At 58.9% G+C, this 13,728-nt stretch carries 10 protein-coding genes; 7 read left to right on the top strand and 3 right to left on the bottom strand.

The genetic code is table 11. The features are described from left to right. Window positions 1–41: 41 nt before the first annotated feature. On the bottom strand, window positions 42–857 hold the full coding sequence (locus IEY47_RS05200) for a class I SAM-dependent methyltransferase (RefSeq protein WP_188982093.1): 816 nt from the start codon (window positions 855–857) through the stop codon (window positions 42–44). Window positions 858–1,014: 157 nt separating this feature from the next. Between IEY47_RS05200 and IEY47_RS05195 the strand changes: the two genes are divergently transcribed. Beyond that, window positions 1,015–1,314, top strand: a complete 300-nt coding sequence (locus tag IEY47_RS05195; RefSeq protein ID WP_188982092.1) for a hypothetical protein — start codon at window positions 1,015–1,017, stop codon at window positions 1,312–1,314. 4 nt (window positions 1,315–1,318) lie between these two features. Here IEY47_RS05195 and IEY47_RS05190 read toward each other — a convergent pair whose 3' ends face one another. Beyond that, window positions 1,319–3,259, bottom strand: coding sequence for a putative bifunctional diguanylate cyclase/phosphodiesterase (locus IEY47_RS05190; RefSeq protein ID WP_188982091.1), 1,941 nt, complete (start codon window positions 3,257–3,259; stop codon window positions 1,319–1,321). Window positions 3,260–3,356: 97 nt separating this feature from the next. Beyond that, window positions 3,357–3,884 (bottom strand): hypothetical protein, encoded by a 528-nt coding sequence (locus IEY47_RS05185; RefSeq protein ID WP_188982334.1) that lies wholly within the window; start codon window positions 3,882–3,884, stop codon window positions 3,357–3,359. Here IEY47_RS05185 and IEY47_RS05180 point away from each other — a divergent pair. The 6 genes from IEY47_RS05180 to IEY47_RS05155 all read left to right on the top strand — a co-directional run bounded on the left by IEY47_RS05180 (window position 3,850) and on the right by IEY47_RS05155 (window position 13,553). Beyond that, window positions 3,850–4,578, top strand: coding sequence for a WecB/TagA/CpsF family glycosyltransferase (locus IEY47_RS05180; protein WP_229779221.1), 729 nt, complete (start codon window positions 3,850–3,852; stop codon window positions 4,576–4,578). The genes IEY47_RS05185 and IEY47_RS05180 overlap by 35 nt on opposite strands. A gap of 340 nt (window positions 4,579–4,918) precedes the next feature. Further along, a complete protein-coding gene (gene glgA / locus IEY47_RS05175) occupies window positions 4,919–6,469 on the top strand; it encodes a glycogen synthase GlgA (protein ID WP_188982089.1) in 1,551 nt (516 codons plus the stop codon). 16 nt (window positions 6,470–6,485) lie between these two features. Then, window positions 6,486–8,258, top strand: a complete 1,773-nt coding sequence (gene treZ, locus IEY47_RS05170; protein ID WP_188982088.1) for a malto-oligosyltrehalose trehalohydrolase — start codon at window positions 6,486–6,488, stop codon at window positions 8,256–8,258. Further along, entirely contained in the window at window positions 8,251–10,338 is a 2,088-nt protein-coding gene (malQ, locus tag IEY47_RS05165) for a 4-alpha-glucanotransferase (RefSeq protein WP_188982087.1), read from the top strand. Before treZ ends, malQ begins: the two co-directional genes overlap by 8 nt. Continuing rightward, a complete protein-coding gene (locus tag IEY47_RS05160; RefSeq protein ID WP_188982086.1) occupies window positions 10,335–13,103 on the top strand; it encodes a malto-oligosyltrehalose synthase in 2,769 nt (922 codons plus the stop codon). Before malQ ends, IEY47_RS05160 begins: the two co-directional genes overlap by 4 nt. A gap of 21 nt (window positions 13,104–13,124) precedes the next feature. After that, entirely contained in the window at window positions 13,125–13,553 is a 429-nt protein-coding gene (locus IEY47_RS05155; RefSeq protein WP_188982085.1) for a DUF2934 domain-containing protein, read from the top strand. Window positions 13,554–13,728: the final 175 nt, after the last annotated feature.

Here is a 13,728-nt window from a genome sequence, read left to right as displayed (position 1 = left end):
GCCCTGCCCTTGGCGCATATCCCTACCGTGTTCGATGCCGCTCAGCTTTCCACGAAGGTCGCGGTCCACTCTTCGGACTCATCGACGGTACCACGCATCGTGGTGCCCTCTACCTCGCCAACGTAGTGGTGGCCATTGGCAGTGAAGCTGACGCGCTTACCGTCTACACGGGCTTCGGTGATCGGGGTGCTTGCGTCCGCGCCTTCAAGATTGCCTTCCAGCAATTGATAACGCTGGGTAAGCACGAGTTGCTGATCCCCCAGGTTCCAACTGCCGCCGACCTTTGCCGGCACTACCCATTTGTAGACATAGCAGTACGACGCGCAATTCTGCACCTGAGTCGAGTCGTCTGGCTGCCAGTCGTCCATCGTGAAGGAGTTGGTGACGATTCGGGTTCCCGGTTCCATATCTAGCAGCTTAGGACGTAGGCGCACGTTGAGATCCGGCAACAAGAACATCGTAACGACGTTCGCGTCGGAGAAGTCCGATTCGAAGATGTCCGCCTCATCGAATGAAGCACGTTCGGATACGCCCGCCTTTTCAGCGTTTTGTTTTGAAAGCGCGACCATGTCGGGGTTGTATTCGATTCCTCGGGCCATCGCACCGCGTTTCGCGGCAGAGATCACGGTGATCCCGTCGCCAGACCCTAAATCCACGAGTTTGTCATCTGGGGTCAATCCGGCCATGTCTAGCATTTGGTCCACCACCGCTTGCGATGTTGGCACCCAAACCACGTCCTTGCCGCCCTGCCCGACCTTGGGAACGTAGGGTTGATCTGCAGCCTGCGCCCAATCCGCAACGCTCAAAGCCAACGTAACGAATGACGCGACGAGCAGGCCTTTGTGTGCGATAGCCATGGAATGTCCTCTGCTGGGTGAAGGGTCCGGGAAAGTTGATCGTTCGAAAACTGCAGTAGTTGCAGGCATACGTGTGCTTTCAGCGCTGGAAATGTAAGGAGGTATTAACGCCACTGCTGCGTCTAGAATGAGTGGCTTCATTTCAACTGGAAATCCAATGTCCCTCACTCATCGAACGATGCGCGAATCAATATTTGTTCTCCTCCGGGAAAGTCTCGTCGCATCCGCGCTGTTGACGCTCGTCATCGGTGCAATTCTCTGGCAAGCCGGCTCTTGGTCATTGGCGCTGCGCTACGCGGTGGCTATCGGTCTTGGCCTGGGATTAATCACTTCTGCCGTGACTGCCTATGCGGGCCGAGATCGACATCCTTTGCAGGGCCGCGCGCTTATTGGTTGCGCTGTGCTAGGCGCGGTATTGACCGCCGGATCAGTGGTGGCCATCTGGAACATCGGTTAACACGCTATCCGACGTCCGCGTTCCTGGCGATCCAGGCTTCGGTTTGCTCAGCGCTCAGCGGGCGACTGAACAAGTATCCCTGGACATGCTGACAGCCCAGGGTCTTGAGCATGTGCAGCTCCTCTTGCGTCTCGACGCCCTCAATGATGCAGCCGAAGTCCATGTCTTCAGCAAGCTTCACCAGCGACTTCACGATTTTGCAGCTGGATGGCTTTAAGTGGATGTCGGTGACGAAACTTCGATCGACCTTCAACTTGGTGAGCGCAAGCGCATGCAACTGGCTCAAGCTCGAATAGCCCGTACCGAAATCATCCAGGGATACGCCACAACCAAGCTTTCCGAACTCTTGGACCGCCCGCTGGACCTGGTCGAGATCGAGCATGATCGCGGTCTCGGTGATTTCGAAATCAATGCGATCAGGGGGAAACCCGCTGCTGGCGACCATGTTGACGATCCGCATCACGTGCTCCATCGAGCCGACGTCGTGAGCCGAAAGGTTGAACGAAAGGCGTACGGGTGCAGGCCAGTTTTGGGCGACATCCAGCGCCTGTGCCAATAGCGGCAAGGTCAGGCGGCCGATCAAGCCAGTACGTTCGGCCACCGGAATGAATTGCCCAGGCGGGACATCACCTAGCGTAGGGCTACGCCATCTCGCCAGTGCTTCGAATGCGACGGTCTCGCCGCTGTCGCAGTTGACGATGGGCTGGTACACCATATGCAGCTCTTCCCCGAGGTCGGCTTTGCGCAACGCGTGTTCTATCGAGGCATCGCGTTTGAGCTGTTCGCGGTGAACATCCGAAAAGAAGCAATATGATCCCGGTTGCTGACGTTTACCCTGGTAAAGGGCGTAGTCGGCATGTTCGTAAAGCTCGGCTGAGTTGAACGCGGTATCCGGAAAGGTGGCGATACCAATCGTTGCGCCCACCTGTACCGTGGTACCGAGCACGTTGAATGCTGCTTGTAGCTCGCTCAGCATCTGCCGGGCGAGGTCTGCTAGATCCGACTTGGCGCCGACCTTCGTGACGAGAAACGCGAATTCATCCCCGCCCAGCCGTGCCAGCAGGACCGTATCCGACGCCAATGGTTTGAGTCGCCCACCTACGGCGGCCAGCAGACTGTCGCCCGCGGAATGCCCATAAAGGTCGTTGATTCCTTTGAAACCATCGAGGTCCAACACCCCTACTGCAACTAAAGGGGCCGAATCTGCGTCGGCGGCGTCGATGATCGCATTCAATCGAGAGAAGAAATGCCGGCGGTTAGGTAGCCCGGTGAGGCTGTCGCGATTGGCCAATTCCAGATTCTGCTCGCTCAGCTCCTCGGCGTGCACCTGCATGTCAATAAGACGCGTGAAGTCGCGATACTGGTTGTCCAGGACGATCAACATTGCGACGGACACAAGGAAAATGTTCAGCGCCGTCGCGACAAACGTTGGAATGCCGGTGGATGCGAAAAATACGATGAAGGCGACGTTGACGACCAGCGTGGCTGTCAGCGCGGCCGGTCGCAGATGCATGAGGCAGAAAATGCAGACGATCACCGTGATCGACATATAGAACGCCACATGGGCCTTGTCGTAGGCGCCACCGTAGGGAAATAGTGAAAGCGACCACGCGGTGAAAATTCCTGCCACGACGATTGCCAGCGAATTCGTGCGCTTTAGCGCGGTGACGATCTCATCTGCGGGCGGAACGACATTCGCCTGCCCCCACCACCGCACCATCCGCAGCACGCTGACGAGTGTCATGACGATAGGTGCGCCGAGAGTCAGCCATGCGGGTGCTATATAAAGGTGAGTGGCCGCCAGGGCCCAAGTGTTGATCAGCAACACCAGATACATGAGCGGAAGCTGGCGGGCCAAGGCTCGGTATTGGGCTTCCAGCAGCTTCGTATTGCCCGCCGGTACCTCGAGCAACTGACGAATGTGCGTGAGCGGTCTCGACTTCATGGGTGACTTCCCGGGTTTTATAGCTATGCCGAGAACGACATTATCAGTATGTGACCTCCGTCACACGTTGATAACGCCAGTCGATTTAACACGTACGTCATGCAAAGGTAACGGCGCTGATCTTTGATAGTGAAGCAAAGGTTTCGATAATGGCCACATCTTCATTGATGTAGTTCGATCGCCGGCTATCGATCGGTTCAACCACCAGCCTAGAGCGTATTTCTTTACTCGATACGCCTGGGAACGCATCGGAACCTTTGCCAACATGCGTGTCGAAGTAGCCTGACTCGCAAAAGGACAAAGTTGATCGAGTCATGCATATTTTTGGCAGCGCGACGGAGTTTTTGAGCGCACAATCCAGCCAGCCGGTCGAACGACGATCGCGCATACAACGTTCTGGTACGTTTCGCCCCTCAGATGCTTGCGAATATCGCAGCGAATGGTTTGCAAGCTGCAGGCCCGCATGTTGAGTTTTGAAGTGCCAGCACCGAATTTCCCTTTCATCACTGTGAAGGTGACCTGTGACGACCGCTAACTTCAAATCGGGCGACCCCTTGATCAGAAAGCTCTGCTTACTGAACGAGGAAGATTTGACTTCGCTGTTCAACGAGATCAGCAACACCACGTCACCGACCATCCTCGGGTTTCTCAACCAACACGGTTACAACATTGCGCAGCAGCATCCGTACATGCCGCGCTATCTCGATCAGATCAAGTATCTGTTGCGTGATGGAATCGGCGTGAAGATGGCGTGCAAGGCCAATGGCCTCGATCCTAAAGCCAACCTCAATGGCACCGATCTGATCCCGCAGCTAGTGTCGCACCTGAGCGAGCACGCCCCTCGCGATTGTCAGTTCTTCACGATGGGTACACGTGAGCCTTGGGTAACCGAAGGCTCACGCAACCTTTACGATGGGAAGCCGTTTCATGCCATCGATGGTTTTCAAAAGAACGACGTTTACCTGGACTTTTTCCGAGAGCATTACCAGCCAGGCAAGCTTGCCGTGATCGTGTTGGCGATGGGCATGCCGCGTCAGGAAGAGCTGGCTGCGTTCTTGAAGCGCGAACTTGACGTTCCCTGCATCATGATTTGTGGCGGCGCAATTATCGACTTTTGTGCCAATCGCTTCGAGCGCGCGCCCGTGGTCTTCCGTAAGTTCGGGCTTGAGTGGCTTTACCGATTGCTGATGGAGCCGCGCCGACTGTTTAAGCGCTATGCGATCGGCATTCCCGTGTTCATGTATTACGTCCTGCGAAACAGCTCGACCAACGACATGGGCGGAATGGGTAAGGAAAGTATGGCGAACCGCGAGCGCTGATCACTTTACGTACAATAAGGGCCCGGGATTCCGGGCCTTTTCATGTCTGCTCGGCCAGCTTTTTCCTCCTTCCCCTTAAGTCCAGATAAACCCGCTACTTCAGTTCTCTCCCCACCTCGTTAAGCCTTGCGCATGCTGTTCGGCGGCGCCTTCGAACTTTCTCTCGAACACCCAGGTCATCAGCCTTGTGGGGGAAGCTGGTGACGGCCATTTGCCGAAAATTCCAGTACTGATCATCGCTGTTAGCCCATCCGTTCGGCATCGTTATTGCTGAGTCAGGATGTGCGACACGGAGGTAGGTGCCTGCCGCATTCATCGGAATCGGCTATCGGAGAACATCATGAGCAATGTTGCGGTGATTTATGGGGAAGCGCTGAACGCTCACGTTCCAGATGGCACACCTAGTCGTATTAAACCGAACCTCGAAGTTCGGAGCCTGCTAGAAAGCAAAAGACGCATTTTGTTCGTTACTTCGGAAATGGCCGACCTTATTAAAGTTGGTGGTCTGGGTGACGTTTCTTCCGCTCTACCACGGGCCCTTCGGGGCAAGCATGACGTCCGCGTGCTGATTCCCGGCTTTCCGCAAGTGGTCAACAGTGGCCATACCCTGAGAATCGTTGGGGAACTTGCCGGGCATGCAGCGTTGCCGCCGGCAAAGATTGGCCGGATCGATCTCGAGGACGGTCTGATCGTCTACGTTCTCGTCTGCCCTGAACTCTACGAGCGCTCTGGCACGCCCTATGGAGACGAAAACGGCAACGACTGGGCCGACAACCACATTCGTTTTGCGCGCCTTGGCCTTGCTGCTGCTGATTTGGCCGCAGGCGCCGCAGGCATCCTGTGGAACCCGGAACTCGTGCATGCGAATGATTGGCCAGCCGGGCTGGCACCGGCCTACCTACATTGGCGCAAGCAGCCCACCCCAAGCATCTTTACGGTGCATAACCTTGCCTATCTCGGTCTGTGCGAACCTCATAGCGGTCCGGAGCTCGGCGTCCCGCGCGATGCGTTCGACGTCGAAGGCATGGAGTTTTACGGCAAGCTCTCGCTGCTGAAAGCGGGTATTTCCTACGCCAACCACGTCACTACCGTCAGCGATACCTATGCGCATGAGATCACCACAGAGGCGTTTGGCTGTGGGCTCGAAGGACTGCTACGGACCAAACGTCGCAGCGGGATGCTCAGCGGTATTCCGAATGGGATCGATGAAAGCTGGGATTCTGAAACTGACGATCACCTCATTGCTCCGTTCAGCACGCGGGATTGGGTGGGGCGTGATGTTCACGCGGCGTACACACGCAACCTGTTCGGCCTGGACATGGATCGTGCCCCACTGTTTGCCGTCGTTTCGCGCTTGGTCTACCAAAAAGGAGTCGACCTGACGCTCGACGTAGCCGAGTCGATCGTGGAAGCAGGCGGTCAGCTCGCGGTCATCGGTCGCGGTGAGCCCGCGCTGGAAAACGCGATGCGTGACTTGGCTCGCCGTCACCCAGGTCGCATAGGCGTGAACGTAGGGTTCAACGAAACGGACGCTCGTCGCATGTACGCCGGCAGCGATTTCTTGTTGATGCCTTCGCGTTATGAGCCTTGCGGCCTTAGCCAGATGTACGCACAACGGTACGGGTCGCTGCCTATCGCCCGACGTACCGGAGGGCTAGCGGATACGATCGATCATGGTGTGACAGGGTTCCTGTTCGATGAGCCCACCGCAGAGGCGTACCGCGGGGCCATTCGCCAGGCGTTGGAAGTCTACAAATATCCGGACTTGTTCCATGCCATGAGATGCCGCGCGATGGCCGCACCGTTCTTCTGGCATCAGTCCGTGCAGCCATACGACAACCTCTATCAATCGCTGCTGACGAACAAGAGTCAGGTCCGCGTCGAACACTGATAAGGCCCCGCCCAGAATGGTTTCTACGAAAGAACTCTCGAGTCGATTCGGCGCAGTCCCTCTCGACACCAAGACCACGCGCTTTTCGCTTTGGGCGCCTAGCGCTTCGCACGTTGAGGTTCATCTGGAAGATGGCCGAGGCTTCACGCTCGACGCCCTCGAAGAGGGCTGGTATTCCGCTGATGTGGAGTGCCCCGTTGGGACGGCATATCAATTCGTAGCCGACGGCAACGCGCCGGTGCCTGATCCGGCGTCACGTTTTCAACGTGACGATGTGCATGGTGTCAGCATCGTCACTGACCTTGCGGCCTATCCATGGACGCAAGCGGGATGGAAAGGTCGGCCATGGCACGAGACCGTTCTGTATGAGCTGCACGTTGGGCTGTTGGGCGGCTACGCGGGTGTTGAGGCGCAGCTCCCGCGCCTCGTGGAACTAGGCGTTACCGCTATCGAGCTCATGCCACTTAACCAGTTCACCGGTGATCGAAATTGGGGCTATGACGGCGTACTTCCCTTCGCACCGGCATACGCTTACGGAACGCCTGATCAGTTGCAGCATTTGATCGACCGTGCCCACGAGCTCGGCCTGATGGTGTTCCTGGACGTCGTCTACAACCACTTCGGCCCTGACGGCAATTACCTTGGCCAGTATGCGAGCGATTTCTTCCGAGAGGACATCCCGACTCCGTGGGGGCAGGCGATCGACTTCCGCAAGCCTCAGGTTTGCGAATTCTTCATCGAAAACGCGCTGATGTGGCTGCGGGACTACCGCTTCGACGGTCTTCGCCTGGATGCCGTACATGCAATCAGCGAGAAGCGCTTTCTGACCGACCTGTCGGATCGCGTGCGCCGCGAACTACCGGACCGGCAGATTCACCTCGTGCTGGAAAACGAGCACAACAATGCCTGCCTGCTGGAAACGCATTTCGAAGCGCAATGGAACGACGACGGCCACAACGTGCTGCACCACCTCCTGACCGGTGAGCGCGAGGCCTATTACGCGGATTACTGCGATGAGCCGACGAAGAAACTTGCCGCGGTGTTAGGTGAGGGCTTCATCTATCAAGGCCAAAAAAACCGACACGGCAAGACACGAGGCGAGCCGAGCGCGCACCTGTCACCCCTGTCGTTCGTATTGTTTTTGCAAAACCACGATCAGACCGGCAACCGCGCCCTGGGTGACCGGCTGGTGACCTTGGCCGAGCCCGAAGCTTTGCGCGCTGCAACTGCCCTACTTCTACTCTCGCCGATGGTGCCACTGTTATTCATGGGCGAGGAATGGGGCTCGCGCCAACCTTTCCTGTTCTTTACCGACTTCCACGACGAACTGGCCGACGCCGTACGCGAGGGCCGCCGCAACGAATTTGCGGAGTTCGAATCCTTCAACGATCCCGAGGCGCGCGAGCGGATACCTGACCCTAACGCGGTCGAGACATTCGAGCGCTCCCGTCCGGATTTCGCCGCGATTGAGTCAGGTGAGCATGCTGAATGGTATGCGCTGTACAGGACGTTACTGGCGCTACGTGCGCAGGCCATCGTTCCGCACCTTCCCCAGAGCCGCGCGCTCGGCGCGCAAATATACGGCGAAGGCGCGGTCATGGCCCGATGGGCAATGGGGGCCGAGCGCGTTCTGCGCGTCGATTTGAATCTGAGCGCGGCAGCGGTGCAAATTGCACCGGTGGCGGGTGAGCTTTTGTTCGCGACACGCACCTCCGTGTCAGAGGCGGCACGTAGCGGCACTTTAGAAGCCCACAGTGCCCTCTTCACCTGGGAGGCGGCGCATGAGTGATGAACGTCTCGAGGCATTGGCGAAAGCGGCTGGACTGGCTATCGATTGGGTCGACGCGGACGGCAAACCGCAACGGGTGACGCCCGAAGTCTTGCGGACCGTCATCGACAAACTTGGCTATCGTGCCGAAACCACGGAACAGATCCACGAGAACCTGAAACGGCTGGAAGCCGAGAACAGCGATTCCCACCTTCCACCGTTGCTTACTGCCGACCATGGCCAACCGGTGGATCTGTCGCGCTACTTCTCAGCCGATACGCCTTTTAATCTCACTCAAGAAGATGGGTCGAGACTTGCCGCGCGGCTCGATCTGCGGGGCTTTCTCCCTGCCTTTTCCAATTCAGGCTACCAGCAGCTGGATATTGGCGATCAGACGCTAACGATTGCGGTAGCGCCGCCAAAGTCGCCGTCCGTTGTCGCATTGACGGGCCGTAGCCGAGCCTGGGGCCTGGGGGCACAGGTATATTCGCTGCGACGGCATGGCGATGGCGGCCTTGGTGACACACAATCGTTGGAGCAGGTCGTTCGCACTGCCGCCGCCGCCGGCGCCGATGCCCTTGCCATCAGCCCCTTGCATGCGATGTTCAGTGCCGACACTCATCGCTACAGCCCCTACTCCCCCTCCAGCCGTTTGTTCAACAACGTACTTCACGCCGCCCCTGCGAGCATCTTGGGTGAGCGCGCCTGGCAAACGGCACTGGAACGAACGGGATTAGCGGGCGAGCTCAAGCGGCTCGAAAGTCTTGAGCTCATCGATTGGCCGGCGGCGGCAAAAGCAAAGCTTACGCTGATGCGCTCGCTGTACGACGAATTCCTTGAAAACAGCAGCCCGCTACAGCAGGACTATTCCACGTTCAGGCATGCCGGCGGCGAGGCGCTGGAGAACCATTGCCGTTTCGAGGCGCTGCATGCTTGGCAGGTGCGCGAATACCAACGCTATGACTGGCGGCATTGGCCCGAAGTGCTTCGTGACCCGCGCAGCGCAGAGGTCGCTCGATTCGCGCAGGAGAATGCGCGGGAAATTGGTTTCCACGCGTTTTGCCAGTGGCTCATCAGCCGTGGTCTCGAACGCGCCCAAGGTACTGCACGCAGCGCCGGCATGGGTATCGGCCTGATTGCGGATCTCGCTGTGGGTGCCGACGGTGGTGGCAGCCAGGCATGGAGTCGACAGGATGAACTGTTGCCCGACCTCAGCGTGGGTGCCCCACCGGACATCCTGAATCGCTCGGGACAAAGCTGGGGCATTTCGGCATTCTCGCCAACTGGCCTGAAACGCCACGGCTTCCGTGCCTTCATCGAAATGCTGCGAGCGAACTTTGCCCACGCAGGTGGGATGCGGATCGATCACGTGATGGGACTCTATCGCTTGTGGGTCATGCCCCAGGGGGCCGATCCGCTCGAAGGCGCTTATCTGCACTACCCGCTTCAGGACATGCTTCGCCTGCTCACCCTGGAAGCCGAGCGGCACCGCGCCCTGGTGCTGGGCGAAGATCTCGGCACGGTACCGGATGGTTTCCGTGACAAGCTCATCGAACGCGGCATCCTGGGGATGCGCATCATGCTGTTCGAGCAGGACCATGATCGCTCGCGGTTCTGGCCTCCCACGCAGTGGGACCCCAACGCACTCGCCACCACGACGACTCATGACTTGCCGACCGTGAACGGCTGGTGGCAAGGCAACGATATCGAATGGCGCGCACACATTGGCCATACCGATGAAGCGCGGCGTGTCCATGACCAGGAGCATCGGGCGAACGAGCGCCGTGGACTGGCCGAGGCGTTCACTGCGGAAGGTTTGCTGGAGCGCGATGCGGATGTCGCCGTCGAACAGGTCGTGGATGCCGCCACCTCGTTCATCGGTCGCGCCCCAGCGCCTCTTGCGCTGCTGCCGGTCGAAGATGCACTGGGATTGAAGGAACAGGCGAACCTGCCCGGTGACGTTGACAAGCACCCCAACTGGCGCCGTCGCTGGCCCCTAGAAAGCGACGTACTTCTGAAAGGCGATGCGCCCCAGCGCCGCATGCGCTTGCTCGATGAAGCTCGACGTCAATCCGATCCCGAGGAGTCTGGAAGTAAATGAGTCCCTTGTGCGCGACCCAGCGCCTGCAATTCCATAAAGACTTTACCCTCGACGACGCCACGGCCCTCGTCGATTATTTCGCGGATCTCGGCATCACTCATCTCTATGCGTCGCCGTTGCTCGTCGCCCGTGCAGGATCGATGCACGGGTACGACGTCGTCGATCCTACCCGTATCAACCCAGAACTCGGCGGGGAGCCCGCACTTCGGCGCTTGGTCGAAGCACTACGTAAGCGCAACATGGGGCTGATTCTGGACATCGTCTCGAACCACATGGCCGTTGGCGGCGATAGCAATCCCTGGTGGTTGGACGTACTCGAATGGGGGCGTCGCAGCCCATACGCGAACTTTTTCGATATCCAATGGCATTCGCCCGACCCTCTGCTCGAAGGCCAGCTATTGGTGCCGTTCCTGGGCACCGATTACGGCCAGGCGTTGAAGGATGGCCTGGTACCGCTGCAATTCGATGCGGAGTCCGGCGCGTTCTATGCACAACACTACGAGCATCGTTTCCCGATCAATCCGCAAAGCTACGCCGAGCTGCTGGGCAGTACCGACCACCCCGAACTGCGGGAGATGGCGGCGCGTTTTGCGGCGCTTAGAGGGGATCCAGACGCCTGGCAAACCGCCCAGGGCTTACGAAACGCATTGGCGGATTGCGTAAAGACGGCAGACGCGCTGGCAGCAATCGAGTCAATGCTGCCCCGCTACGATGCCACGACCGGGGAAGGCTTCACCCGGCTGCATGCGCTTCTAGAACGGCAAAGCTATCGCCTCGCCAGCTGGCGCACCGCTGCGGACGACATCAATTGGCGTCGATTCTTCGACATCAACGAATTGGGCGGGCTGCGCGTCGAGCGCTCGGACGTGTTCGAGGCGACTCACGCGAAAATATTTCAGCTGGTCGAGGAAGGCCTCATCGATGGCCTGCGTATCGACCACGTCGACGGCCTGGCCGATCCCCGAGGTTATTGCCGCCGATTACGCCGCCGTGTCGATTCGCTGCTGGCGACGCGTCCTCAGGACGCACAGCTCCCGCACTTCCCAATTTACGTGGAGAAGATCCTCGCCGAGGGTGAGCACCTGCAGAACGACTGGGGCGTCGATGGCACGACCGGCTACGAGTTCATGAACCAGGTGTCGCTCCTGCAGCACGACCCTGCCGGTGAAACCACCATGAAAGCGCTATGGGCCCGTATCTCCGGGCGCACCGACGACTTCATGGAAGAAGTCCGGGAAGCACGTGCACTGGTCTTGACCAACTCGCTGGCGGGCGACTTCGAGACCGTCGCCCAGGCGTTGCTACAGGTTGCGCGCAGCGATGTCATGACGCGCGATATCACCCTGGGTGCCATCCGCCGCGCGCTGCTCGAACTCATCATTCACTTTCCGGTTTATCGCACCTACGTCAGCGCCTGCGGCCGTACCGCTGCAGACGAACCCTTTTTCCAGCAAGCGTTGGAAGGCGCTAAGCAAAATCTTCCTGAAGGCGAATGGCATCTGCTCGATCAAATAGCGGAATGGCTCGGCGGAACCCCGATCCGAACGTTGCCGCGCGAACAACGTGCGCTGCGACGCTACGCCTGCACCCGCTTCCAGCAGCTGACCTCCCCTGCTGCGGCCAAAGCGGTGGAGGACACCGCCTGCTATCGCTCCGCCGTGGCATTGGCCCGCAACGACGTGGGTTTCGATCCACAGCAGTTCGCCGGTTCCATTGAGCTGTTCCATGAACAAAACGCAGAGCGCGCGAAGCACTTCCCACTGAATATGCTCACCACCGCCACCCACGACCATAAGCGCGGCGAGGATACCCGCGCGCGGCTGGCGGTACTGAGCGAACGTGCAGAGTGGTTCGCAGAGCAAGTCGAGCATTGGATGACGCTTGCTGAACCCTTTCGGGATGATCAAGGCGAACGTACGGCACCCTCCCCAGGCGACGAATTGTTGATCTACCAGGCGCTGCTTGGCTGTTGGTCCATCGACGGGCGCGAGGACCGCGAGACGTTTAAGTCGCGCGTGTTGCAATGGCAGGAAAAGGCCATGCGCGAGGCCAAGTTGTTCAGCACTTGGAGCAACCCCGATGAGCCCTATGAAAAAGGCGCTCGGGCCTTCGTCGAGGGCTTGCTCGGCTCCACCGCGTTCACCGACTCGATGGACGCTACCGTGAACGCCATCGCGCCAGCGGGCGCGCTGAACAGTCTCGTCCAGACGACGTTGCGTATGACGGTTCCAGGCGTACCTGACCTCTATCAAGGCACCGAATATTGGGATTTCAGCTTGGTCGACCCGGATAACCGGCGGCCGGTGGATTACGCCGCACGGCAGACATCGTTGTTGGCACGGCCTCCCCTGTCGGAGCTCATCGCCCGCTGGCCGGACGGACACATGAAGCAACGCCTGATCGACGATGTGCTGCACGCCCGTTTTGCTCATGCGGCGCTGTTTCATAACGGCGATTACTTGCCACTGGCTACCGGTGGGACGCATGCGGATCGGATCGTTGCCTTTGCCCGCGTCAGCGGCGACGACTGCGCCATCGTCGTCTTGCCGCGTCTCGCGGCGGCACTCCTCGAAGGCCAGAGTACACCGCTGATACCTGCAGAGCGTTGGGCGGACACCTTCGTCGAGCTGCCTGAAGCTTATAAATCCAGACGTTATGTGGGACTTTTTTCAAGCGCCGGAGTCACACCAAATCAGGGGCGGCTTTCAGTGCGTGAGGTGCTGGCGGAGTTCCCCGTCAACGTCTTTTATTTGGAATCCAACTAAAAATGCGTGGAGAGCGTGAACATGAGTGTCGATAAGCGTCGAGTCGAGGAGTTGGCATATCAGATTTGGGAGTCAGAAGGTCGTCCGCATGGTCACGACTCTCGCCATTGGGACATGGCCCGTAAGCTCGCAGAGGCGGAAGCCGATAGCGGAAAGAAGGCCACCATTCCGAAACCCCGCAAGCCAAAAGCAGCCCCGTTGAAGGATGTTTCCAGCGAGGCGTCGAAGAAGGTGCCAGCGAAGCCGAAAACAGACAAAGCAGCGAAACCGGCCAAGCCAAAAGCGTCGGAATCGCCGGCTAAGCCCACCGCCTCGACGAAGAACTCAGACTCGAGCACCACGCCTGCGGCAGCGCCGGCCCCCGCAAAAAAACCGGCCGCTCGCAAGCCGGCCGCTAGGAAACCTTCGCCCGGCACGTCGGGCGTCGGCGCTGGTTCTTCAAAAAGCTAAAGCGCATCTCCGGCCTTCCGTCCGGAAGGCCGGCTTCCCCTTTTAAAAACACTGAATTTCCTGGGCTTCATGCGAAGCCGTATGCCCCTGCGCGCATGCAAAACATCCGATGAACGACAAGGGCGCCTGTGGCACTTCCGACATACGCCGATCATCCAAATCACATCTCATCACT

The organism is Pseudomonas matsuisoli, assembly GCF_014647635.1.
GTDB classification, from domain to species: Bacteria; Pseudomonadota; Gammaproteobacteria; order Pseudomonadales; family Pseudomonadaceae; genus Pseudomonas_P; species Pseudomonas_P matsuisoli.
The sequence above is the reverse complement of the archived record's forward strand: the minus strand, read 5'-3'. Positions and strand labels throughout refer to the sequence as shown.

Excerpts from the sequence above, each read along its gene's own strand:
- IEY47_RS05200 (WP_188982093.1), bottom strand. The coding sequence starts at position 857 with ATGGCTATCGCACACAAAGGCCTGCTCGTCGCGTCATTCGTTACGTTG.
- glgA (WP_188982089.1), top strand. The coding sequence starts at position 4,919 with ATGAGCAATGTTGCGGTGATTTATGGGGAAGCGCTGAACGCTCACGTT.
- malQ (WP_188982087.1), top strand. The coding sequence starts at position 8,251 with ATGAGTGATGAACGTCTCGAGGCATTGGCGAAAGCGGCTGGACTGGCT.
- IEY47_RS05190 (WP_188982091.1), bottom strand. The coding sequence starts at position 3,259 with ATGAAGTCGAGACCGCTCACGCACATTCGTCAGTTGCTCGAGGTACCG.
- IEY47_RS05160 (WP_188982086.1), top strand. The coding sequence starts at position 10,335 with ATGAGTCCCTTGTGCGCGACCCAGCGCCTGCAATTCCATAAAGACTTT.
- IEY47_RS05155 (WP_188982085.1), top strand. The coding sequence starts at position 13,125 with ATGAGTGTCGATAAGCGTCGAGTCGAGGAGTTGGCATATCAGATTTGG.
- treZ (WP_188982088.1), top strand. The coding sequence starts at position 6,486 with ATGGTTTCTACGAAAGAACTCTCGAGTCGATTCGGCGCAGTCCCTCTC.
- IEY47_RS05195 (WP_188982092.1), top strand. The coding sequence starts at position 1,015 with ATGTCCCTCACTCATCGAACGATGCGCGAATCAATATTTGTTCTCCTC.